This is a genomic window from Anaerosporobacter sp. (genome assembly GCF_031551385.1).
Lineage (GTDB): Bacteria > Bacillota > Clostridia > Lachnospirales > Lachnospiraceae > Anaerosporobacter.
Genome location: NZ_JAVBNS010000141.1, coordinates 13,624 through 37,395, shown reverse-complemented (window position 1 = coordinate 37,395; position 23,772 = coordinate 13,624). Strand labels below are relative to the sequence as shown.

The 23,772-nt window shown below is 34.8% G+C and carries 28 protein-coding genes and 3 CRISPR repeat arrays; of the genes, 6 read left to right on the top strand and 22 right to left on the bottom strand.

Annotated elements, in window-relative coordinates; genetic code table 11:
- The first annotated feature begins 772 nt into the window (after window positions 1-772).
- The 3 genes from RMR19_RS11795 to RMR19_RS11785 all read left to right on the top strand — a co-directional run bounded on the left by RMR19_RS11795 (window position 773) and on the right by RMR19_RS11785 (window position 2,329).
- Complete coding sequence (locus RMR19_RS11795; RefSeq protein ID WP_310603688.1) at window positions 773-1,402, top strand: hypothetical protein; 630 nt, start codon at window positions 773-775, stop codon at window positions 1,400-1,402.
- Window positions 1,403-1,439: 37 nt separating this feature from the next.
- Window positions 1,440-1,994, top strand: coding sequence for a Uma2 family endonuclease (locus RMR19_RS11790; protein WP_310603687.1), 555 nt, complete (start codon window positions 1,440-1,442; stop codon window positions 1,992-1,994).
- 104 nt (window positions 1,995-2,098) lie between these two features.
- Window positions 2,099-2,329, top strand: a complete 231-nt coding sequence (locus RMR19_RS11785) for a hypothetical protein (RefSeq protein WP_310603686.1) — start codon at window positions 2,099-2,101, stop codon at window positions 2,327-2,329.
- 126 nt (window positions 2,330-2,455) lie between these two features.
- On the opposite strand, the gene RMR19_RS11780 is transcribed toward RMR19_RS11785, so the two are convergent.
- The 5 genes from RMR19_RS11780 to RMR19_RS11760 all read right to left on the bottom strand — a co-directional run bounded on the left by RMR19_RS11780 (window position 2,456) and on the right by RMR19_RS11760 (window position 6,361).
- Window positions 2,456-2,842 (bottom strand): VOC family protein, encoded by a 387-nt coding sequence (locus RMR19_RS11780; RefSeq protein ID WP_310603685.1) that lies wholly within the window; start codon window positions 2,840-2,842, stop codon window positions 2,456-2,458.
- 23 nt (window positions 2,843-2,865) lie between these two features.
- The gene (locus RMR19_RS11775) at window positions 2,866-3,411 is read right to left on the bottom strand and encodes a hydrolase (protein WP_310603684.1); all 546 of its coding nucleotides are present in this window, start codon (window positions 3,409-3,411) and stop codon (window positions 2,866-2,868) included.
- A 33-nt stretch (window positions 3,412-3,444) separates the two neighbouring features.
- Complete coding sequence (locus tag RMR19_RS11770; RefSeq protein ID WP_310603683.1) at window positions 3,445-3,831, bottom strand: hypothetical protein; 387 nt, start codon at window positions 3,829-3,831, stop codon at window positions 3,445-3,447.
- Window positions 3,832-3,864: 33 nt separating this feature from the next.
- A CRISPR array of direct repeats spans window positions 3,865-4,156; the repeat unit is 30 nt; unit sequence GTTTCAATACATCTCATGTTACTATTCAAC.
- 239 nt (window positions 4,157-4,395) lie between these two features.
- On the bottom strand, window positions 4,396-4,998 hold the full coding sequence (locus RMR19_RS11765) for a sugar O-acetyltransferase (RefSeq protein ID WP_310603682.1): 603 nt from the start codon (window positions 4,996-4,998) through the stop codon (window positions 4,396-4,398).
- 1 nt (window position 4,999) lies between these two features.
- Window positions 5,000-6,361, bottom strand: coding sequence for an MATE family efflux transporter (locus tag RMR19_RS11760; protein ID WP_310603681.1), 1,362 nt, complete (start codon window positions 6,359-6,361; stop codon window positions 5,000-5,002).
- 196 nt (window positions 6,362-6,557) lie between these two features.
- Here RMR19_RS11760 and RMR19_RS11755 point away from each other — a divergent pair, with 196 nt between their 5' ends.
- Entirely contained in the window at window positions 6,558-7,448 is an 891-nt protein-coding gene (locus RMR19_RS11755; RefSeq protein WP_310603680.1) for an AraC family transcriptional regulator, read from the top strand.
- A gap of 500 nt (window positions 7,449-7,948) precedes the next feature.
- Window positions 7,949-8,556: direct repeats of the CRISPR family, unit length 30 nt; unit sequence GTTTCAATACATCTCATGTTACTATTCAAC.
- 232 nt (window positions 8,557-8,788) lie between these two features.
- Here RMR19_RS11755 and RMR19_RS11750 read toward each other — a convergent pair.
- From RMR19_RS11750 to RMR19_RS11680, 15 genes are all read right to left on the bottom strand, one after another.
- On the bottom strand, window positions 8,789-9,682 hold the full coding sequence (locus tag RMR19_RS11750; RefSeq protein WP_310603689.1) for a sensor histidine kinase: 894 nt from the start codon (window positions 9,680-9,682) through the stop codon (window positions 8,789-8,791).
- A gap of 26 nt (window positions 9,683-9,708) precedes the next feature.
- Window positions 9,709-10,539, bottom strand: coding sequence for an ABC transporter permease subunit (locus RMR19_RS11745; RefSeq protein ID WP_310603679.1), 831 nt, complete (start codon window positions 10,537-10,539; stop codon window positions 9,709-9,711).
- Window positions 10,532-11,446, bottom strand: coding sequence for an ATP-binding cassette domain-containing protein (locus tag RMR19_RS11740; protein WP_310603678.1), 915 nt, complete (start codon window positions 11,444-11,446; stop codon window positions 10,532-10,534). The genes RMR19_RS11745 and RMR19_RS11740 overlap by 8 nt, the downstream gene beginning before the upstream one ends.
- A 90-nt stretch (window positions 11,447-11,536) precedes the next feature.
- The gene (locus RMR19_RS11735; RefSeq protein ID WP_310603677.1) at window positions 11,537-12,202 is read right to left on the bottom strand and encodes a response regulator transcription factor; all 666 of its coding nucleotides are present in this window, start codon (window positions 12,200-12,202) and stop codon (window positions 11,537-11,539) included.
- Between the two features lie 376 nt (window positions 12,203-12,578).
- Window positions 12,579-12,994: direct repeats of the CRISPR family, unit length 30 nt; unit sequence GTTTCAATACATCTCATGTTACTATTCAAC.
- A 190-nt stretch (window positions 12,995-13,184) separates the two neighbouring features.
- Window positions 13,185-14,030, bottom strand: coding sequence for an AraC family transcriptional regulator (locus tag RMR19_RS11730; protein WP_310603676.1), 846 nt, complete (start codon window positions 14,028-14,030; stop codon window positions 13,185-13,187).
- Window positions 14,031-14,127: 97 nt separating this feature from the next.
- Window positions 14,128-14,262, bottom strand: a complete 135-nt coding sequence (locus tag RMR19_RS11725; protein ID WP_310603675.1) for a hypothetical protein — start codon at window positions 14,260-14,262, stop codon at window positions 14,128-14,130.
- 2 nt (window positions 14,263-14,264) lie between these two features.
- Window positions 14,265-14,894, bottom strand: coding sequence for a hypothetical protein (locus RMR19_RS11720; protein ID WP_310603674.1), 630 nt, complete (start codon window positions 14,892-14,894; stop codon window positions 14,265-14,267).
- Window positions 14,891-15,379 (bottom strand): flavodoxin family protein, encoded by a 489-nt coding sequence (locus RMR19_RS11715; protein WP_310603673.1) that lies wholly within the window; start codon window positions 15,377-15,379, stop codon window positions 14,891-14,893. The genes RMR19_RS11720 and RMR19_RS11715 overlap by 4 nt, the downstream gene beginning before the upstream one ends.
- A gap of 76 nt (window positions 15,380-15,455) precedes the next feature.
- Window positions 15,456-15,947, bottom strand: coding sequence for a hypothetical protein (locus tag RMR19_RS11710; RefSeq protein WP_310603672.1), 492 nt, complete (start codon window positions 15,945-15,947; stop codon window positions 15,456-15,458).
- 3 nt (window positions 15,948-15,950) lie between these two features.
- Window positions 15,951-16,499, bottom strand: a complete 549-nt coding sequence (locus RMR19_RS11705; protein ID WP_310603671.1) for a PadR family transcriptional regulator — start codon at window positions 16,497-16,499, stop codon at window positions 15,951-15,953.
- A 284-nt stretch (window positions 16,500-16,783) separates the two neighbouring features.
- A complete protein-coding gene (locus RMR19_RS11700; RefSeq protein ID WP_310603670.1) occupies window positions 16,784-16,942 on the bottom strand; it encodes a hypothetical protein in 159 nt (52 codons plus the stop codon).
- An 85-nt stretch (window positions 16,943-17,027) separates the two neighbouring features.
- A complete protein-coding gene (locus RMR19_RS11695) occupies window positions 17,028-18,338 on the bottom strand; it encodes an MFS transporter (protein ID WP_310603669.1) in 1,311 nt (436 codons plus the stop codon).
- Window positions 18,339-18,593: 255 nt separating this feature from the next.
- The gene (locus tag RMR19_RS11690) at window positions 18,594-19,457 is read right to left on the bottom strand and encodes an alpha/beta hydrolase (RefSeq protein WP_310603668.1); all 864 of its coding nucleotides are present in this window, start codon (window positions 19,455-19,457) and stop codon (window positions 18,594-18,596) included.
- The gene (locus tag RMR19_RS11685) at window positions 19,450-19,764 is read right to left on the bottom strand and encodes a helix-turn-helix domain-containing protein (RefSeq protein ID WP_310603667.1); all 315 of its coding nucleotides are present in this window, start codon (window positions 19,762-19,764) and stop codon (window positions 19,450-19,452) included. The genes RMR19_RS11690 and RMR19_RS11685 overlap by 8 nt, the downstream gene beginning before the upstream one ends.
- Before the next feature lie 138 nt (window positions 19,765-19,902).
- Entirely contained in the window at window positions 19,903-20,367 is a 465-nt protein-coding gene (locus tag RMR19_RS11680) for a phage holin family protein (protein WP_310603666.1), read from the bottom strand.
- Between the two features lie 206 nt (window positions 20,368-20,573).
- Here RMR19_RS11680 and RMR19_RS11675 point away from each other — a divergent pair, with 206 nt between their 5' ends.
- Complete coding sequence (locus tag RMR19_RS11675; RefSeq protein ID WP_310603665.1) at window positions 20,574-21,146, top strand: sigma-70 family RNA polymerase sigma factor; 573 nt, start codon at window positions 20,574-20,576, stop codon at window positions 21,144-21,146.
- A gap of 91 nt (window positions 21,147-21,237) precedes the next feature.
- Window positions 21,238-22,014: a phage tail tip lysozyme gene (locus RMR19_RS11670; protein ID WP_310603664.1), complete on the top strand. Its 777-nt coding sequence runs from the start codon at window positions 21,238-21,240 to the stop codon at window positions 22,012-22,014.
- An 83-nt stretch (window positions 22,015-22,097) separates the two neighbouring features.
- Here RMR19_RS11670 and RMR19_RS11665 read toward each other — a convergent pair whose 3' ends face one another.
- Both RMR19_RS11665 and RMR19_RS11660 read right to left on the bottom strand, forming a co-directional pair.
- Complete coding sequence (locus RMR19_RS11665; RefSeq protein ID WP_310603663.1) at window positions 22,098-22,889, bottom strand: hypothetical protein; 792 nt, start codon at window positions 22,887-22,889, stop codon at window positions 22,098-22,100.
- A 141-nt stretch (window positions 22,890-23,030) separates the two neighbouring features.
- The gene (locus tag RMR19_RS11660) at window positions 23,031-23,723 is read right to left on the bottom strand and encodes a hypothetical protein (RefSeq protein WP_310603662.1); all 693 of its coding nucleotides are present in this window, start codon (window positions 23,721-23,723) and stop codon (window positions 23,031-23,033) included.
- Between the last annotated feature and the right edge of the window lie 49 nt (window positions 23,724-23,772).

The window sequence follows — 23,772 nt, the reverse complement described above, 5'->3', positions numbered from 1 at the left end:
AATATTTATTCATTTAAACTTAGTTGATATACTTGTGTAATATACGTTTATGATGCAAAACTTTGTTATGTTTTCAAAGCGCATTCGTTAATGTTCTCTAAAACAAAACACGCTACATACCTAAGAACTTCTAAGTGCGTACAGGGAGATATTGAAAGGTTACGGAAACGCCATTATAAATTTATATAAAAAAAATAGATATAAAATAATCTCTTATATCTACCTAATACAACAAATGTATGCAAAGCAAGTGCTCATGCAAGAATGATTTTCAATTTAAAAAATAAGCCGTAGAATAATAATTAAACTACGACTTTTCTATAATCTATTCTTTATAAAAATGCAAGTAAGGTAGTTTCTATAAGGTATTAAATTTTCTCGTTTAATAGTTCTAATGTGTCTCATGGTACTGCCTCACTTTCCTTTATATTTTATATTTATTTTATAATTATTTAATTTTGTTTATCTAATGTTTTAACATTATTTCATATCTTCCCTTAATTGTCAATTTGTTTTTTTGATTTATATTTTTACTTTTATTTAATTTTACTCTTTATTTCGGATAATTCCGCCAGTTTGAGCCTTGTTCTTTAAGTTCAAGTTTAGTATATTATTTTGTTATTATCTTGACTTGTATATACAAGCTTACTGTTCACACAAAACGTTCACAGCAACGCAATCCAGCCCATTTAAAGTTTATTGAGTGGAAAAAAGAGATGGATTTACAAGGGGTTATAGCGTATAATTAAGTATTATATAAGGTGGTGTGACTGTGAAAAACAATATTATTATTTCGGGAGTACCTCGTGCTGGTAAAAGTACAATATCACATATACTATCAAAAAAATTCGGCTATCAGCATATTAGCATGGATTCAATTAATGCTGGACTCGAAAAGGCTTTCCCCGAATTAGGTGTCAACACTTCTGCTGATATGCCTTCCTTGGAAAAGCTTCGCAATATTAGTTCTAAAATTGCACCATTCATTAAAGCTATGATGGATAGTGGGGAATATGATGAGTTTCAGCCAGGCATGATCTTAGACGTTTATCAATTACTACCCGAAGACTATATGAAATATTTGCATCATGCGAATTGCGAAATTTTCTACTTTATCCCTTCTGAAATGACACCTGAAGAACGTTTTTCTATACTAAAAACTTATGACACCGAGAAGGACTATACTTTTTATACACCCGAAGAGGAATTACGTGAAAGGTGTGTAGAAATTGTTGAAGTGAGCAAGTTTATAAAGGAACAATGCATAAATTATAACCTTCCCTATTATGAGACAACCCAAAATAGAGAAGAAGTATTTGAACAGTTTATCAAATGTTTTGAGCATAATTGCTCTGCTCAGAAAAGAGAAATATCAACTATAAGTTGTGACAAAGCCTTTTAAAATGAAAAGTATGCATTTTTAGAAAGGAGTCCTATTCATGCTGCAGCCAAACAAAGCAATTTATACAATAGATGATATCTATGCTCTGCCAGAAGGCGAAAGAGCCGAGCTGATTGATGGTCAAATCTATGCGATGTCACCACCGAATAGATTGCATCAGAAATTGTCTATGGAGTTATCCGTAGAAATACTAGATTATATCAAAAAGAACAATGGTTCTTGCGAGGTCTACTCTGCTCCGTTTGCAGTATTCTTGAACGAAGACACAAAAAACTACGTTGAACCAGATATCTCTGTGATCTGTGATAAAAACAAACTTGATGATAGGGGTTGCAACGGTGCGCCTGATTGGATTATCGAGATTGTTTCACCAAACAGTAAACGAATGGATTATCATACAAAACTATTCAAATACCGTACTGCTGGTGTAAAAGAATACTGGATTGTTAATCCTGAGCGGCAACAAGTTTTAGTATATGACTTTGTGGGAGATGGAGAAAAGACAGATACGTATTCATTTGCTGACACAATAAAGGTTGGTATCTATGATAATCTGCATATAACGATTTCAAAACTGATTAACTTAGAATAATAATATTATTATTGTTCACTACGCAACCAGTAACAGAATAATACCTTTTTTATATGCCATACTAACATGGATATTGAAAAGTAAACGAGAAGAGGAGAACTACTATGAACCCAGGACAAGAACAATTTTACAATTTCATCGTTGACCGTGTACAAGATGAGCACAAAGATGCTGTTCGCACACTTATGCAAGACAACTTCAAGAAACAGGATGAAGGAACTTTCACTTTTGAAACATTGACAGAAACACAAAACGCCCTTATGACAATGCTTAAACCAGAAGCTGTAGAAGAAGTTAAAGGAGCAATGGCTCATTTTGCATCTCAGATGAAATAAGGGAATCTACTCGATGCGAGAGTTGACTTTTATCAATCATTAATTTAGAACTAACATAATCTATACTCGAAAATGGCATTTTAACTTTTTTATTGTTAAAATGCCATTTTTATATTTGAATGAAACTTATACCGTTATTTCAATACGATTGCCTTCTCCATCAAAAACACAACTTTCATAATATCCATCTCCTGTTGTCCTTGGTCCACTGATAACACGAAAACCATCTGTCTGCAATCGCATCGTCAACTCATCCACTGCTTCTTTTGAACCTACACTGAATGCAATATGTGCATAGCCTAACCGCTGCTTACTACTTTCATTTTCTGTAACTATTGAATTATCATTCATTATTTCAAGTTTTGCGCCATCTTTGAATGATATAAAGTATGACGTAAATCCTTTTTTCGGATTATGATACTTCTCTCCTGCTTCTCCGTTAAAATATATTTCAAAAAATTCTCTTTCTCTCTCTAAATCTTTCACATATAAAGCAACATGGTGTATCATCATACTTTGTTACCTCCGACTACTAATTAATCTTGAAATGTTCTCAATGCCTCAATCGTCTGTGCAATCAAGTCGTCAAGTGTCCAACCAAGCATGTCTGCGCCACGTTCAATAACTTCTCTTGAACAGCCTGCTGCAAAACCTTTGCTCTTATATTTTTTCTTTACCGATTTCAACTCCAAATCCTGTACACTTTTAGATGGTCTCATAATAACAACCGCACCGATAAGTCCTGTTAGTTCATCAATTGCATATAATACTTTCTCCATCTCATGCTCTGGTTCAATATCTACTCCAAGCCCATAACCATGACTTGCTGTCGCATGAATAATTCTTTCATCAACACCTTTTTCACGCATGATTTCTTGACTCTTTATACAATGTTCCTCTGGATATTGCTCAAAATCTAAGTCATGTAGCAAACCTACAACTCCCCAGAAGTCCTTTTCATCACCATAACCTAATTTCTCTGCGAAATACATCATTGTCTTTTCTACAATCTGCGCATGTTCTAAGTGAAATGCTTCTTGATTATATTCTGTTAATAAATTCCATGCTTGTTCTCTAGTCATATCTAAATGTCCCCTTTACTATTACTTTTAAACTTATAACTTATCTATCGCATCTCTATAAGATGTAACTTTATCCACAGTAAAATACTTTTTGAACTCTTTTGTCCACATATCCATCTCTTCTTCTATCTCATTCACAACTTCCATTATAAATATAACCGATTTACAGTCTGTTTTCGACATAGCTGGGAGCAAAACAGAAAATCCCCATTCTACATCTTCTTTCTCATCTTCAAATCCATTTCTGGCATCAACAACAAAATTACTGTTTTCATGTTTTTGTAGTGTTTCTAATGCTGCAAGTGTGACATTTCTATAATCATCAAAGCTACATTTCTTTTTCCATGTAAGTAGAACTACGTTATCTTCTTGCATGTAGGTTACATTTCCGTATTGGGTATCGTAAATGGGTTGATTCATGGGGTTAGTTCCTTTCTGAGTGAGGTTAGTATAGGTTTAGTACATCTTATGTTACTATTCAACACCGATGAAATCTGCTTAGAAGCAGTTAAACAAAAGTTTCAATACATCTCATGTTACTATTCAACGAAAAGCAAGAAATAGAGAATATTAAGATAGACCATAGTTTCAATACATCTCATGTTACTATTCAACGCATTTGTTGCACTACCTGCGCTAGTCGCATATTGTTTCAATACATCTCATGTTACTATTCAACACTACCTCCCACCGTGGCGGTTATATTACTTACATTGTTTCAATACATCTCATGTTACTATTCAACCACCGTAAATCCAATATTCTTATTTTCTATAATACCATAAAATCCTTTATTTTCAAGCATTTCTTCCAAATTTACCAACCGCTGACCATCTTTGAATAAATCACTACCTAACCACCTTCAAACCCTTGTCATTACTAGCTTAACACGATTCTACAATAATCATCGGCTGGTAAAATCATCACATATCTATCTATTCTGATATCTCTATTTTATATCTAATCAATACTACGTCCTTCAGCTTACAACGTAATCTTCCTATCCTTAAAATAATACTCCTTGTCATGTTCATTCAGCTCACGCAATACCTTGCATGGATTACCCACAGCGATTACATTCGATGGAATGTCCTTTGTCACAATGCTTCCTGCTCCAACAACCACGTTATCACCAATCGTAATTCCAGGCACAATCACAACGCCAGCTCCAATCCAACAGTTTTTTCCGATAGAAACAGGGAAATTGTACTGATACCCTTGTTGGCGTAACTCTGGCAAAATCGGATGTCCTGCTGTTGCTACTGTTACATTTGGCCCAAACATCGTATAGTCACCAACATAGATATGCGTATCATCTACTAGTGTCAAATTAAAATTTGCATAGATACATTTTCCAAAATGTACGTGGCCGCCGCCAAAATTGGCATGGAATGGTGGTTCTATATAGCAACCTTCACCTATTTCAGCAAACATTTCTTTGAGCATCACCGCTCTTTTCTCTAATTCCGTTGGACGTGTCATATTGAAATCATAAAGACGGTCTAGTCGTTTAAACTGCTCCTTCATTATTTCTTCATCTCCTGGTAAATATAACTCTCCTGTATGCATTTTCTCTTTCATACTCATTTTATAGTTCCTCCTTCGTGGTTAAGTTTCTAACCCATTTGTATTTTTTATAATGTTTATAAACTACTGGAAGCTTTATGCTTTCATCAATATTTACAATGAAATATACTAGCAACACAGGTTGTTTTAGAATAAATGCAGCAATTAGACCAAGTGGAACAGTGACACACCACATCGTCACGGCATCACATAGGAAACCAAATTTACTGTCGCCACCCGAACAGAAAATTCCTGCTATTGTTGTGCTGTTTACTGATTTCCCGATTAGATAATAGGAACACATCACAAGCATCCATTTTAGATAAATATTTGCTTGCTCACTCAAATTGCTAACCGAAAGAATCAATGGACTGAGTGCCAACAGCAATACCCCTGAAAATATTCCGCATACAATCGACATTCTGCATAACTTTCCACCATAATCCTTTGCGGTATCAAGTCTTCCCGCACCAAGTTCATTTCCAACGATAATTCCGCCACCGCTTCCAAGTCCTAGACAGAAACAAGCAACAAGATTCTTAACTATATTTGCTATTGAGTTGGCGGCAACTGCATCACTGCCCAAATGCCCCATAATAACCGAATACATTGTAAATCCAACGCCCCAAACAATCTCATTGCCAAGTATCGGAAGTGTATATTTCCAATATGCTGAAATTTGATTTTTATCCGTCTTTATAAAATTGTTCCATCGTAATTTTACATGATTTTCTTTCGCTGTTTCAATCATACACCACAGCACTTCTATTATCTTTGCAATTACCGTAGCAAGTGCCGCACCTGCAATTTCAAGTCTTGGTGCACCGAATAAACCAAAGATTAAAATAGCATTTAGAAATATATTTAGCACAACACTAACCGCACTAATAAGGCTACTTTTGAATGCCTTTCCACTGTTTTTTAACGTACAAAGATAGATTTGGGATATCCCTGTCAAAAGATATGATGCGGATACAGCACGCAGATAAATTGCTCCATTTTCAATCAAAATTGTGTCCGATGTAAAAATATGCATCAACATATCTGGAATACAGAATGCCATTACCGCAAAAGCAATTGACACTATTATAGTAATTCTCATTACATAGCCAAATATTCTCTCAAAAGATAGGACATCGCCTTTTCCCCAGTACTGCGCTGCAAACATCGACAACCCAATCGTTACTGCCGCAAGAAATAAATTCTGCACAAATGTTATCTGGCTCGCAAGTGATACCGCCGATAAAGCATCTTGCGTCAACCCACCAAGCATAAATGCATCTGACGCACTTACAAGTCCAAGCATAAATTGTTGAAATGCTATCGGCAATACGAGAGTCATTAGTTTCCCTAAAAATATTTTATCTATCTTCTTATCTTTCATTTGTAAATACCTTGTCGTCTTTCCTCATGCATTTTCGTTGTCTCCTATATCGTAATTTCTTTTAAACACATTTCCCAATCAATTGACGAAACCGGTTTTCGATACTATAATTATATTATTCCATTTGAAATATATCTATAATAATACTACCAATTACAATAACAATCTTGCACAATTCGTGAACCACAAGAAAGGTATGATTACATATATGAGCTTATTTATTGATTTGAAAGACGACCGTTCTGAAAAAGTACATTATGACTATCCCGAATATCCGATCTACGTTCGTCGTGCCTTTTTGTCCGCCTATCCGAATTACGAAGCTCCTAGCCACTGGCATGATGATATCGAATTCATCTCCATTTTGTCAGGCGAGATGGAGTATAATATCAATGGTGAAATATTTTCCTTTAAAAGTGGCGAAGGCATCTTTGTAAATTCACGTCAAATGCATTTTGGATATTCCTCTCAACATAAGGAATGTGAGTTTATCTGTATCCTCCTGCATCCAATCATGATTTGTTCTTCTCCGAGCATTGAACGAGATTTTGTTATTCCTGCTGTTCAAAATCAGAGTTTACCTTATCTGCATCTCACTCCAAGTATCGGGTGGCACGAACAAATTATTGAAGGTATCAATCTAATCTATACCGAGAGAACTACACCTGCTGCCGTTATGAAAACACAAAGTATCTTTAGTTGGATTTGGTCACTGCTTTTTGAAAACATGCCAAAGCAGAACAGTATTGGAAATGCACCGAATAATGACCTTTCTATCCTTAAAGATATGATTGGTTTTATACAACAACATTTCAGCGAAAAAATAACACTACCACAAATTGCGAATTCGGGCAGTGTCGGACAAAGCAAGTGCTGTCGGCTATTCGGAACTTATCTCAATCAAACGCCGAATACCTATCTTACTATATATAGACTAAATAAAAGTGTTGAATTGTTGCGTAATAGTGATTTGTCCGTTACGGAAATTGCATTTGCGGTAGGTTTTAATGGTGCAAGCTATTATGCAGAAGCATTTCGGAAATGGATTGGGTATTCTCCTAGAGAATATAGAGAGAATTTTAGGTGAAGATAGAAAAGCTAGAAAGAGTTTTCATAATATGGAAGTACGAATATACTAAAAACAACAGGTGACTGAGATTTTAATCTTTGTCACCTGTTGTTTTTGAGTTAGTGCTTTATGGATTTTCTTCTATTTTAATCTATATAGCCTATTATTATTTCCACCCTCAACATATACGTCATTCATTTCTTTAAGTATCACCCTTGTTCTGGCAGAACCTAATCCGATAAAATTTGCAATGTCGCTTGTTTTGCATTTACCGTTTTTCTGTAGGTATGATCTTATTTTCTCCGTGTTTTCAACTGTTTTTGTCGCTTGCTTTTGTCGCTTGCTTTTGTCGCTTGTTTTCGTCGCTTGTTTTTGTCACTTGTTTTTTCTTAAATTCAAGCAATAAAATTATTCTATCAGGATCAAACTGTTCTTCTATTATCGGTTCGACCCAAGCTTCATCTTCCCATACATTGAAGATGTTTGGAACTCCACTTCCTGCACGCTCACCAATATTAGTTTCAATACATCTTATGTTACTATTCAACTCGAAGATTTGAAACTAGATAACAAAGACACACAGTTTCAATACATCTCATGTTACTATTCAACAGATTATGTTTTTTTGTTCGTAAAAGTCTTTTAAGTTTCAAGACATCTCATGTTACTATTCAACATGCCATCATTCCATCACAAAAAGTTGTAAGTCCGTTTCAATACATCTCATGTTACTATTCAACGAAGGTGCTACAGCATCTTCATCTTATTCTACTTCGTTTCAATACATCTCATGTTACTATTCAACTCCTCTCTTGCAGTTTCTCTCTATTCGGAATAAAGTTTCAATACATCTCATGTTACTATTCAACCAACGGGAAATACTTTGTAGAAAGATTTTTAGATAGTTTCAATACATCTCATGTTACTATTCAACTGGCCAACATCAGTTATTTGTCTTATCTCATTTCCGTTTCAATACATCTCATGTTACTATTCAACTGCAACAGCTTTATCAAACGCAACAAAAATAAAGTTTCAATACATCTCATGTTACTATTCAACTAGCTTGTCCATGTTGTGGGAAATACCAACAATAGTTTCAATACATCTCATGTTACTATTCAACCATAGTAAATTCAACATTCTTACTTTCTATAATACCATAAAATCCTTTATTTTCAAGCTTTTCTTCGATTTTTACCAGCCGTTAACCTCTTTTCATATTACAACCACCAAATCACTCTCAAACCCTTGTCATTACTGGCTTATTGCATTTTTTCACTCATCATCGGCTGGTAAAATTATAACACATATTATTCAGCCAAAAGGAATATCAACCTTCTTCCCACTCGCCCCAACTAACTCTCACCAAACCAAATACAAATACGCAATTTCCCCTCTTCATATCGCGCAACTATCGTTCCATTCATCTGTTCAATCAGATTTCTAGCTATCGCCAAGCCTAATCCTGTTGACTTTCTGGAAGCTTCCACTGTATAGAAGCGGTCAAACAATCTGCCCACTTGTACCTCATTCAACTCAGAAGCAGTATTCGAGAAAATAAGTTCTCCTGTATCAGTCAGTTCAATGTCTAAATCTCCATCACTATATTTTATCGCGTTATTTAAGAGATTGGCGAAAACACGAGATAATGCCGCACGATTAAGGGTTCGCACAATCTTTTTCTCTGTAATATGGATATTGGGAGTAATATTCTTCTCCTGTAATGCGGCGTAAAAGCCAGCTATGCTTTCCTCTAAGACACCATTTATAACTACATTTTCAATAACTGCATCATTTTCTTGAGATATAATCACTGAATATGAGAACAACTCTTCCGTAAGTTGTTTTAGCATTTCTGTTCTGTTTTCAATTATTTCAATGTATCGGGATACTGTGTCACTTTTCTCCACTGTATCAAGCAAATCCAAATAGCCACAGATTGCCGTAAGTGGTGTACGCAAATCGTGAGATATATTTGTAATTGCATTTTTTATCTCCATATCGCCCTGTATAAATCGGTGTCTTGCTTTTCGCAACTCTCTTAACTGCACATTGATATCATTTGCAAGATGGCACATCGCCTTATCATGTGATGAAATCGAAATCAAGGTATTCGTGTCGTTGTTCACCTTATCTGATAATTCTTTGCAGATTTCATAGGCAGACTTTCTCATTAAAGCAATCTTAATCCCAAGCACTGCTACTACGATTAACAATATTCCGCACAAAATAATAAGTCCGTACACGATACCCCTCCTTCCATTTCACCATTATACTATTTTATATCTTTTTTTCTAAATATCATTGCACCTGCAAATGTTGTTGTTACCACTATCAGTAAGGAATACAGTGACATTTCCCATAAGTGCACAGCCGTCATAGCTGAGAATTGAATGGTTTGCCCTGTTGGTATAAAGTCAAATAAAAATTCATAAACGGCACGTTTTGTACCTGTTATATAGTCTGGATTTTGAGCCATTTGTGTTTGTACATTTCCAAGTGAGTCTGTCATAACATACTCTTCTATATATTTAGGAGCCTGAATTCTCGAATTCATATACATTGCTACAAATAACAAAACAACCACAAACAAAATGCTAGTTACTGCACCAGTCGTTTTATTGCTACAAATCATGCTAACCATTGTAAATATTGAAGTAAAAGCCATCGCCAATATAAATGTTCCGATACATATTTGCAAAATATTTTTTATATCTAATGTGAAAAATCCAATTAGCGGTATTCCAATAATGACTACTGCAACCATATAGGAAATACACAGCAAAATGGAAACTATCATATTTGTTAATAAATTTGAAATGTAAATACTACGTCGTGAGTGACCAATTATCAGCTTATTACGAATCGTGCCATCACTATATTCTGTTCCAAGAAAAATACCACTGAAAACAGCCATAATAATACCGATTGGAAGTACATACTGAAAAAATATATTATCTAGCGAAACTACTGCACCAGATTTTCTAATTTTCACAGATACTACATTAACTATTATAATTCCAGCTACGAACATGAAAATCAGTACACTCCAAAATAGTCTGTTTTTCCTTAATCTTGTAAAATTAGCACTTAAAAGCTTACTCATTCTTTCCACCTCCTACAAGACTGATATAGTAATTTTCCAGTCCTTCGTCACGCTCATGCATTGTTTTGACCTCGCAATTATCCTTAGCCAAATCCAGAATAAGTTCTGTAACGCTTATCTCTCCATAAACATCTGTTTCTGTATCTGAGATAACAGTATACTCAAGTCCCTTTCTATCTAAAGTTCGGCAAAGGATTTTCACATCGGAAACTGTTAAACGAATACATTTACGGCATGCTGCCTCTAATTCCTCTGCACAGATTTCTTTCACGAGTTGCCCATTGTCTATAAATCCAAAATGCGTTGCAAGACGGGCAAGTTCATCAAGAATATGGCTTGAAATCAAAACAGTTATGTTATATTCACGATTGAGCTTCAAGATAAGCTCACGCATCTCTACAATTCCTTGTGGATCAAGACCATTTGTAGGTTCATCTAATACAAGAAAATCTGGATCGCCAGCTAGTGCAACTGCAATTCCCAATCTCTGACGCATACCAAGAGAAAAATCCTTTGCCTTTTTCTTTCCTGTATTTTCAAGTCCAACTAGTTTCAATAATTCAGCAAGCCCATCAAAAGACGGAAGCCCAAGAATCCGATATTGCACTTTCAGATTATCCTCTGCTGTCATATCAAGATAGACAGATGGTGTTTCCACTACTGCTCCCATTCTCCTACGGCTTTTAGCGATTTCCTTTTTTTGATTACTAATGTCGTAAAGGGAATATTCCCCCGCTGTCGGTTCCTGCAAACCACAAATAAGACGAATTAATGTCGTTTTACCAGCACCATTTTTACCAACAAAACCATAGATTGCTCCTTTCGGAATACTCATAGAGAGCCCGTTCAGAACATTATAATGTCCATAGACTTTTTTCAAATCTTTTACTTTCAGAACATACTCCATTGGTTCTACCTCCTTTTGTTTGATGCTGTTATTTTACTGCGTAATGGTAAAGAAATCAGTAAAGAGAATCGTAAAGAAATAGTAAATATTTTATTCTGCTTTCATCTTAAATCCAATTCCCCATACTGCTTCTATATAATCTTTTTCATTTATTTCACGAAGTTTCTTTCGAAGATTGCTAATATGCATTTTAAGTGAGCTTTCCGTACAGTCAGGTGTGTCCTCGCTAATGCGCTCTAGTAATAAGGTTTTCGTTACTACCTGTGTTGGATTTTGAATTAGTAATTTCAATATTGCATATTCTGTCCTTGTCAATTTTATCTCATTTCCATCTATCGTAACTACATGCATATCCGTATCAAGGGTTATATCATTAAACTTTAATATAGAAGTCGTTCCAGAGGTTACCGCATTACGAAATTGTACTGCTATTCGCGCTAAAAGCTCTTTTGTGTTAAATGGTTTTGTAACATAATCTGCTGCACCGCCAAGTAATAAGTCCACTTTGTTGTCAATATCTACTTTTGCACTAATCACAATAACGGGTATTCCTTTTATCTGTGGCAATACCTCTTCACCACTTAGCCCTGGCAACATTAAGTCTAACAATACAAGGTCTGGTTTTGAGTGCGATAGAACAAGGATTGCTTCTGTTCCTGAATATGCACGTGAAACAGCGTATCCTTCCTTGGTCAACATTTCTTCAAGAACATTTCCTATATGTATGTCATCATCTATAATTAATATATTGTTCATTGGGGTTCCTTTCTATCTTGGTTTTCTGGCTATTATTTGAATATAGTTCGTTTACATAGAACACTATTAACTACTATATCCGTTTGAAGCAACATTATCAATAAAGGAATTATGAATATTATGGAAGATGTATTGGTTAGGAATCTTCTAACGAAGTAAACCGACTGGCTTATACCAATCGGCTGTGTGTGGAAAGTATGTGTTTTTTAATGTTATTAATGTTCTTTGGTAGGAGAATTGGTTTTGCTATTTGGCAAAAAACCATCTTGTTACATAAATCTGCACTTGTTGCTATGGCAGAAATGTAAAGACAGTTGGGGAAATAATTTATTGCTTGATATTATGCAAGGTGTTAGGGATTGCTTTTATGTTTATGTTTTTGATACATCTTATGTTACTATTCAACTTGAACGTTTCGAAAAGAAAACAGAATGTTTGTGGTTTCAATACATCTCATGTTACTATTCAACTTGGAACACCTTTGGATACATATGTCACTTATAAGTTTCAATACATCTCATGTTACTATTCAACACATTACTAAAAACGCAAAAGAAAAGTTAGACAGTTGTTTCAATACATCTCATGTTACTATTCAACTTGAGCTACAAGAGATTAAAGTCGTACCTTCGATGTTTCAATACATCTCATGTTACTATTCAACTTTTCCTTCATTGATATCCTGTTTCGTTAAGTGAGTTTCAATACATCTCATGTTACTATTCAACTTGGTCTATTGCTTGAGTTATAGTCAAGAACCATGTTTCAATACATCTCATGTTACTATTCAACCATAGTAAACTCAACATTCTTAATTTCAATGATACCATAAAATCCTTTATTTTCAAGCCTTTCTTCAATTTTTACCAGCCGCTGCCCTCTTTTGATATTCCAACCACCTAATCACCTTCAAATCCTTGTAATTACTGGCTTAGCGTAGTTTTTCAATCATTATCGGCTGGTAAAATAATAGCACATAGTCTTACTTCTTCCTCACAGGTATCCAAACCTCATACTGTGCATTCTGTGGGTCTGGATTCAGATAAACTTCAATATCTGGTGCATTGCCATATTCATATCCTGAAGTAGGAAGCCATTCTGTTACAATACGTTGTTCCAATTCCTGAATTGATTGATTTGTACCCGAACCAGAGAAGATTGCCCAAGTAGCGGCTGGAACTGTGTATTCCTCAAATTCCTCTGTTGATTTCGTAGTGGAAACAGCAATAAAATATTTCCATTGTTCCTCATCATTACAAGCACTTACACCTAGCAAGCCCATTGGTTGCGTATCCATCATGCCCGCTAATTTCTGAATCGTTCCATCTACTACGGCGTTTTGCCACATCTGCGGAACAATGGCAAAGTTATTTTCAATCTCCTTTTGAAGTGGCTGTGATACGCCAATAATATGGAAAGCTTCTTTTGTTTCAATTCGATAATTCATCTCTTCAACTCCCTTAATAGTAATCTTAAACATAATCGGAGGAAATGATTTTACAGATACACCCTCGTTTTTAACCGCTGAAGGTGCAACTCCGTGTACGGATTGAAAAGCTCTATTGAATGCTGTAGGTGAATTGTATCCATATTTTCCTGCAACATCAATAATTTTTGCATCGCTCCCTTGCAGATCTACTGCTGCCAAAGACATCTTTCTTCTGCGAATATATTCAGAAAGCGGAATCCCTGCCATATAGGTAAACATTCTTTGAAAATGATACGTAGAACAGCAAGCAATTTTCCCAAGCTGTTCATATTCAATCTCATCTACTAGATGTTCTTCTATATAGTTAATTGCCTCATTTAGTTTTTCAATCCATTCCATCGTATTACCTCCGTGTCTATATTCCTATTATAGAGTTTAACACTACAACTATCCTCTCTTTATCTGCACGAAAAAGAGAGGATACATCTCAATTGAACTACTCAATTTTCCTTCTTAACTCTGAGAATACCTCTTCATGTGTAAGCCTTTTACCATCTTCCAAAGCTCTATAGTCTGTTATATCAAGTTCTGTTTCTATCCATTCAGTTGTAGAATCTTCTCTTTTAATCAATCTCACACCCTCCTATCCAGATCCTTCTTCTTCCCACCATTCGCTTTAATCATTTGCTTCCAACCTATCTCAGCCGCCATTTTATATAAGATTCTAGGAAATCCAATCGTTATATATACATTTTCCTTTGATTTTTGAGCCACAACCACATTGGAAAGTTCTGTACAAGACTTACCAAATGCCGCTTTCGGTCCTTTTCCAAGAGGTACACCTTTCATAGATGCTAAAGCACCTCCTCCGCCAAAACCAATTCCCATTCCCCAAGTAAAGCCGACTTTATCACACCAGTTCTTCAATATCTCTAAAGCATTACTGTTTTGTTTTCCTTCATAAAAACCACTGTTCACAATGGAGTATACTCGAATGTCTTTATCTTTAATTCCATACTGTTCTATCTGGCAAAGGCAAGATAAAAGATGAGATGGGATTCCATCTACATAAAGAGGAAATGCAAACACCCATACCGAATAATCGCTTAACTCCTTGATTTCCTCTTCTGTCATATAAGGTGAATGGATTGAAAAATCTTCTATACTGTATTCCGAAGGTAGTACACTTTTCAAATCATTTAGTATTGTAGAGCTTGCACTTTCTACTTTTTTAGGGCTTGCATTAATCAATGCTATTTTCATCTGAGCACCTCCTTAACTTTATCCACTGAGTCCAAGAATGTAATCTTGTTTACTTTTCCATCATAGTTTACAGCATTTGCAGTCACTAATTTTTTAGCTGTTTCTTTTTCAGATGATGTGATATCTGTACCATAAAAATATGCAGATATATTTATTACATTAGCATATCTACGTTTATGATGCATCTCACCATTTCTTATAACAAAATTTGGTGATATGTAGGATATCGCTCTATCCAATACATTTTTAACAAATGGACTAAATCCACCATACGTACATCTACTGATAAGAATCAATTCTTCACATTGACTTAATAACTTCCCCATGTTTTCATATCCGTCATTGATAACACATTTTCCAGGGGTCTTGACCCAACAACCGAAGCAACCAATACAATGATGAATGTTTCCATTGTCATAAATAATTCTACAGTTGTCATTTTCTTTAATGGGTAGATTTTGAACATCTGATATTATTAATTTCATATACCTAACCTTACCTTTCTTATTCTCTATAAAGTTTGAATTACATGTATAATATTCTATATAAAAACAGCTAATATCACTTAGATACCTCTTTTTTAATGCTTATCATCTTACAATGTTGCAAATGTATTCCTATATGTCCAATTCCTAAAATTAACGATGAAACAAACATCCATACAACTTTACCGTATATACCGAGCACAAAAAAGGCTATTACAGGCAATGTTGCTCCTGCAACAGGAATGCCACAAAAGCTACTATAGAAGTCTACCAGTCTGCGTTCACTACGAAAATAACGTATCCACCATATCTCATACATTATCATTAGTATGATAGCCAAAATCAGCCACCAAGACCAGCCTGACCATTTGTGAAAATTAAAATCAGAAAACAACAATGCACAACAAGTAGTCAGCACTTCTCCCACTTTTTCAAAAAACAGCAGTACTTTATTCTCGTTTTCGTCAGTGTATCCTTGAGGTTTTTTTCTTGTCCAAATAATATTAGGAATGAAAAGCATTAATAAAAACAACAGTCCTATATATGAAACTCCAATATGTCCTAGCATAATTTAATCTTCCTTTCCTGTTAAACGTATCTTTGCTTCTTCACACCATTTTAAATACGTTTGATATGTCTTTATTCCAAAGTCCACTGTGAGTAGATAATACTTATGAGCAGTATCGTCATTCATATTTTCATTAAGTACTTTTGCAGCTCCTAAAAGATATGGTAATTCCTGTTCAATCTTTTCTTGAAATGCTTCAATATGAGAAATAGCCTGTTCTGTGCCTTGCTCATTGCCAAAAAACAGTTTCAGCAGTGTTTCATAGCGAAGTTCATCTTTTTCTACTGGTACTGTGAGCCACTTCTTTAAGTAATTTCGCCCCTCCTCTGTTATGCTATATATTAACTTGTTTCGCTTCGTATCTGTGTTCTCTTTTTTGTTTGCTAAACCTCGCTTAACCAAATCACTTAACGTAGGGTATATACTTCCATAGCTTGCACCCCAAAAATATCTTAATGTTGTGTCCATTCTTTTCTTTATCTCATACCCTGTTAGTTCCTCATGACTTAATAAACCCAAAATTACACAATCAAGCTTTTTTTCTGTTGCCATTTTTATTACATCTCCTCTAATCTATCAGATTGATATATTATATATCAGACTGATAGGTTAGTCAAGTACACACACAATCCCCACATATCATAAAATACCAAAGGGACACTTCTTTATGTGAAGTGTCCCTAGATGAATGTCTTTAATTACTGTTACTCCATATCGTCAATTTCATATGCATGGAAAAATTCACGCAATGTCCTTTGGTCATAACCATGTTGACGATTTGTTTTTCTTTGTTTCTTCCAACTTCGTTGTTGAATGCGATATATATCATCCCGTTATTATTCTTTCACTTGTTTTCGTGCTTCTTTCCTCTTCAAACGTTCACACGTTGTAAGTGGCTGGCTTTTTGAATCTCGGTGATGTGCTTTACATTCTTCACAATTTCCATGTCTATCACATTTTTCTCTTTTGCAAGGGCAATCTGTATTTATTACCACATCAATTCCCTCCTGCTGTTGTTACGCATAAACTACGCAACTGTTTTTCTATATATTTTTTCTAATAATACAGCAACGAAACGTACTATTTCCCGTCATTCTCTAATTCCAAGATGTGTTTGTTTCTTCGAAAGACCAAACAAGTAATCACACCAATTACTGCAATCACAGAAAAAAACATGGCAGCTCCAGAACCTTTTCCTTCTCCAAATATCCGAATCCATATACTTTCAAGCGATTGCTTTGCCATATATGGTTCAAACACCTTATCTACCATAACGCCTCCAATGAAGTACCCAACTGGAATCGTAAAGAACTGAAATGTATTTCTGGCAGAATACACACGTCCCTGCATCTCAACTGGAATCTTATTTCGGAAAATAACGTCCATATTGGCATTCATAACAGGAATGAAAAGCCAGCCAAGTACTGCACCAATACACCAAACCAAAGGCGTCTTTCCAAATGCAAGCAAGAAATTCTCTGTTCCCATAGAAAAAAGTAGTGTATTACAAATTACACGCACCCTACTTTTTGGTGCTGGTGCTAAAGATACTATGATACTTCCAACAAGAGATGCCACTCCCGTTATTGTATTCATTATGCCAAGTACGGTTTCTCCTCCACCCTTCCTTGAAAGAAGCATCGCTGGAAGAGCTGCGTTATACATAGATGCCGTTAAATTAATTGCGGCTAGGAATAATATCAAGTTAAGTATCCCACGATTATCATGTAGATATCTAAGTCCTTGCTTTGCTGATTGTAAAACCGTTTCTTTTATCTCTGTTTTCTCTATTATAGTTGGAATATGTACCAAGAACAATAGAGCTAAAAACGCCACGCTAAATGTTATTAAATCAAATAGAATTACCGCTTTAATTCCTGCAAATGCCAATACTGCTGCCGCTATAACAGGTGTTAACACAGTTACCAAGGAATAAGAGAAGGAACGCATTCCACTCACTTTCTGATAATGCTTCTTTGGTGTTAGCAAACTAACGGAAACATCCGATGCTGGTTGCTGAACTGTATTCATAAGTCCATTTAAAGCATTCAATATATATAGGTGCCATATCTCTAAATTCCCAGTTTGAAGCAGTATTAAGACAGCAATTGTTGTCAACGCTGCAAAACTGTCACTGACTAACATTGTTATCTTTTTATTCCACCTATCACTTAACGCTCCTGCAAAAATACTTAGCAGTATATATGGCGCATACGAACAAATGCTGAGCAGCGATGTTGTCAACGCTGACCCTTTCTGTTGATACGACCATATCACTAGTGCGAAACTGGTCATTGAACTACCTAGTGATGAAAATGATTGGGTAATCCATAGTATTAAAAATAGTTGTAATTCTTTGATTGTTGTTTTTATATTCTTTATGTTTTTCATATTTGACTTTGCTCCTTTTAATTATCTATAGGTTTCCATGCTAATTAAAATGCAAAGTCCAACGGACAAATAATTATTACACTAGATATCATACTATCTCTGATGTAATTTTTATCTCCATGCAACCTCGTCCCTCTTTAGACTTTGCATGGAGCTGTGCCAATACATAGTATCACCTTTGTCTCCTCTTTTCTTGATTATTTTCTTTTTTACTTCTTTCTTCATTTACTCTTACTATATCATATTTCCCTGCCTTCAACAATGACTTCCTTGTGTCTCACTATCCACATTCCCTTTTATAAACTCCTCCACAATCCCAAGAACCTCTTCTCCCCAAAAAGAAGCACTAGAGTGTTCTTCCCCCTCGACTTCATAATAAGAAACACTTTTATCAAATTGCTCTAATTTCTTAAAAAAACTGCGACTATGTTCTACCGTAACCATACTGTCATTTGTTCCATGGAACATCAAAATCGGAGGTATCTCTCTATCCATCGAAATATATGTCCCACAGGATGCGCTCCTTGCTAGTTCTAAATCATCGCTCATTTGCTTTATTCCTAATAAATCTTCCATTGGTCCATCACCTTCGGATAATAGCATATCCGTTGGAGCGAAGTAACTAATGATTCCCTTAATCTGATGTAAATTATTATTATAATTAGAATCAAACTCACCATGTGCATATGTCAATCCCGATAAAAGTGCAATATGTCCACCAGATGAGTCACCAGCAATAAAAATATTATCAGTATCTATATGAAACTGCTCAGCTAATGTATCAATAAAACGTATTGCATTCTTAACATCAATTACTTGAGCAGGGAAAGCCGCTAGTTCTGACTCTCTGTACTGCACTTCTGCTATTACAAATCCTCTTTTTGCTAGCTCTGCACGTCGTGGTATGTTGTTATACATTTCCTGTCTATACCATGCTGAACCAGGAATGAAAAAGACTATTGGATATTTTCGATTTTCACTCCAATTACGTTTATACGGTATAATTAACTGTAAGTTTCTTTTTATCCCTTCATATTCGCAATACTCAACATCAGGAACATACAGCCATTCTAGCTCTTCCTTTTCTATTTTGATTTTATATAATGATTGTTCAGACATATGCGTTCTCCCTTCTTAATACCGTAACTCTGTTCAATTGACATAAAATATTTAAAATACAAGAAGACATCTCATCGTTCTCGACTAAGATGTCTTCCATAGATATTCCCAAAATTTTGCTCAATGCAAATAGATTTTCAACCGTAGGAAGACATTCTCCCCTTTGCCATTTGTAAATTGCTTGTGGTTCGTTAAATCCCATATACTGCATTAGTTCGGATATCTTAATCCCTTTTTTCATTCTAATTTCTTTAATATTCTTTCCCGTTGCAAGCATATCAATCTTTGGATATAAAAGACTTTTCATAATACAATACCTTCTTTCCCCTCAATTATATATCTATTCTAACATAATACAAGTAAACCTGTAGTTTATTTTTCTCCACAAAAAAACAATAAAGGCATCCGCTTCTTTGCGATACCTTTATTGCAAACATTTCTATATTCATTTCTTTTTACTAGATTCTTCACTATCCTTATCCAAAATCTTTTTACTAACATCATCAAGTATATTATCCGTTAATTTTAAGCTCTTCATAAGAATATCTGGTACTTTTACATTTAAAACTACTAGATTTTCTAGAATGCTTACAATCTCATTTACAATCAACAGTAAAAAAGTAAACCAACCTAATGAATACATAATAGAAAGATTTACTCCCAAAACTTCTCTACTAATGATCACAAACATAGAGGAAAAACTAAAAGCTAACCCAATAACAATCCAACACCCCAATTTTTTTAGAAGACCTCTCAGCCCCAAATAAGAGGATACATTTCTTAACTTCATTGCCTTTAAAGATCCCGTTACCCAATCTAGTATATTAAACACCATATAAGAAATAAAAACGTACCAATACTCCCCAAATGCATCCGTAAGAATTGATAATACGAAAGATTTCATAGACATGTTCACATAACACCTCCTTTTTTCATGGTTTCAAACAATATAAAGATTTATTTTTTCCAAATGTAACCTTATCTGACACTCTTTTTTTCATATAATATAGTATTATATTACTATATTTAACTTTTCCGATGTTTTTTCAAAATACCGTTTACAAATTTTCCCTTTCTTACTTTTTATATAAAAAGAAGAAAGAAGGTGCGTAAATTTTGGATGAAGAATTTTTTAGTACACATATCAAATTAATCAATGAATTACATAGTTCTATTTCACTGGAAATAGTACTTGTCAAAATGCAACCGCTAATAAAAAAATATACAAAAAAGCTTTACTTTATGGAAAAAGAAGATGCCACTCAGGAATTAAACCTTGCTTTAATAGAAGCCATCTATCACTTAACATCATATGATAATGACGCAATGTGTCTTACCTATTTACAAAAGTCCGTAATTAATAAGTACAACTACCTTTGCAAAGCAAATATTAAACGATCTTCATTACTTAATGAATTCACAGAAGTACCCGATACGATTTCAGATATTATTAATTATAGTGATGTAGAATTTTTTACTGATATCAATGAATTGCTTAAAGATAAGAATGATAAAGAAAAGATGATTGCTAAATATATTTTATTACATCACTTTGGCGATGCTGAAATCGCTTTAAGGATGGGATTATCAAGACAATATGTTAACAGAGTAAAGAAGAACATATTCAAAGAGTTTTACCATGATATAAAAACGGACAAGTATGCGAATAAAAAAATTATAAATATCTAGTTTACAAACAAACAATTATTTCCTTTTTACCTAGTGAATTTGCAAGTTCAACAAAACAAAAAAAAATTAAAATGAAAAAGGAGAAACAAACATGGCAAGTTATAACAACGCAGCGTACACATACGCACAAGTACTAGGAGGAACAGGATACTTTATGCAGGACGACTTACTTCGTTACAGTGCAGGAGTAGCAACTATGCAAACAAAATTAAACTCAGTAGGATATAACTGTGGCACACCTGATGGTAAATTCGGTAGCGGAACAAACACAGCAGTAGTAAACTTCCAAGGTGCAAAAGGTCTTACGAAAGATGGTAAAGCAGGTAAAAACACTCTTACAGCACTCGATGCAGCAGTTTCAGGTAGTACCCCTTCTGGAACAACATATTGCAGCAATAGTTATTTAACAACAAGTCAAATGACTGCAAATGCTCAATATATCTTAAACTATTTACGAGGCAAAGGTTGGACTAAAAATGCTGTTTGCGGTATGCTTGGAAACATGCAAACAGAAAGTACAATTAACCCAGGTATTTGGCAAAGTCTAAAAGCCAATAACACAAGTGGTGGTTTTGGTTTAGTTCAATGGACACCTGCAACAAAATATATTGACTGGGCTAACAGCAAAAAATTGCCAGTTGCTAATATGGATAGTGAATTACAACGTATCATCTATGAAGTAAGTGCAAATATACAGTACATCGCTACTTCTACGTATAAAATGACTTTCTCACAATTCACTAAGTCAACAGAAAGTGCATATTACCTTGCTTGTGTATTTTTACACAACTACGAAAGACCAGCAAATTCTTCACAAGATAAAACAAGAGGTGACCAAGCAACAAAATGGTTTAATACCTTAAAGTAATTGTAACAAACCACATGATATAGTAAAGCAAAACGCTCGACAAAGGGACAAGGAACCCTTGGTCGAGCGTTATTTATATCTTATTACTCTTGCCAATAATTTTGTTTCAGTTGATAGAATTGCTGTATATCACTGTAATTAAGCTCCGCTTCAATATGATCACTTCCTGTTGCATGTGTAGCTGGCATACTTAGCACAATACCGTCCGGTTTAAGGAAAAAGGAAACGTTATTATCTATACTAAAAGGATCCACTGTTTGATATTCCGATGATTGAAGTTTGAGCATCTCTGGAAAACTCGCTTCATCGTATGAAGTTATTGGATTCGTAGGGAAATATGCCTTTTCAAAAAATACCTTTTCAAACTCATCATTGATTGTATATAACTCTTTAAGGGTAACTTCTTTCATAGATTGTAAGTCTATGTTAAGTGCAAACAGATTGGTAACTGGATATGCACTACCTTCAATATTCGATGTTCCCCAGAATATAATACTTACTATTTTACTATTTTGTAATGTAACTGCCGACTGATAATCAATGGTCAAAGCACTATCACTTGAGAATAGTGATGTATCAATCTTTGCCAAGCTCTGCACTTTATCATAGACTAATGTGTTTAACGCATCAACATTATTGCCAACAAAACTTGGATATTCAATCTTTATTGAACTTTTTTCGTTTGGTGCTTCTGTGTAAGTTGACATTGAATAGCTTTCAACATCCGTTCCCGACTTATTAGCATTCTCTGTGTTCTCCACTTCTGATACAATTGTTTCTGTAGACGTTTTATCTTTTGTAGTATTTTTTCCACAACCTGCAAATGAGACACAGCATATCGTTATGAAACTTAATATCGTTATTTTCTTAAACATAAAAAACCTCCACTTTCAAATTGATATCTATTCTATCACACTTGGAATTATTTATCAATTTTTTCTTTTATATTAATTTCCAATTCCTCCACAAACCACAGAAAAAGCGCCTCCGAAGAAGCACTTCTCTAAAGTTTATATTTATATCGTCAAATCAAAATTCCCACCCTCCACACTTACAGGAGGTTCTTCTGCTGTTACAGGCATCTCCACTCCACTAATTTCACAAGATACCCCACTTGATATAGCTTGCTCGTCGTTTTCCTGCCTTTCATGCATTGCTTTTATATACTTCAAATCAGCTTCTCTTATTTCTCGCATTTCCTCAGATCTATGCTTCTTCTTTAAACGCTCCAATTCATACGGATCCATATTCTTTGCAGACATACGCGTTAAGGAATCCGACGATTTGTCCACTTTCTTTAATGCTTCTCTGCGGATACTCTCTTTGCTTACCGTTTTTGTTTTTTCTTTTCTAGTTTGAGAGACTCTATGTTGCTTCTTTTCATTATCCTCTTCCCGCAAATGTTTCATGCGCTTTTGTGCAATACGAATCATTTTCTCCGCATGATTAATTGCATTTTCGATTTTTTTATCGTCATACTCTCCACTTCGTAAGTTTTTACGCAATTGTGCAATCTTTCCTCGCGCTTTTGCTGCAACTTGACTCGTATTGCCCATCGTTTTTGCTCTCATAAGCTGACCGGACAATTCTTTAAAATTATACTGCACTTTCCTCTGTTTCTTCTTCGTTGGTTTTGTAATCGATATTGTCCCTGTAACTTTTCCATCTGTGTCTTTTATGCTTATCTTTCTAACATTCGAATTATTCACACCAAACATCATACCCTTGTCATCCCCCTTTCTACTCTGACATACTCCA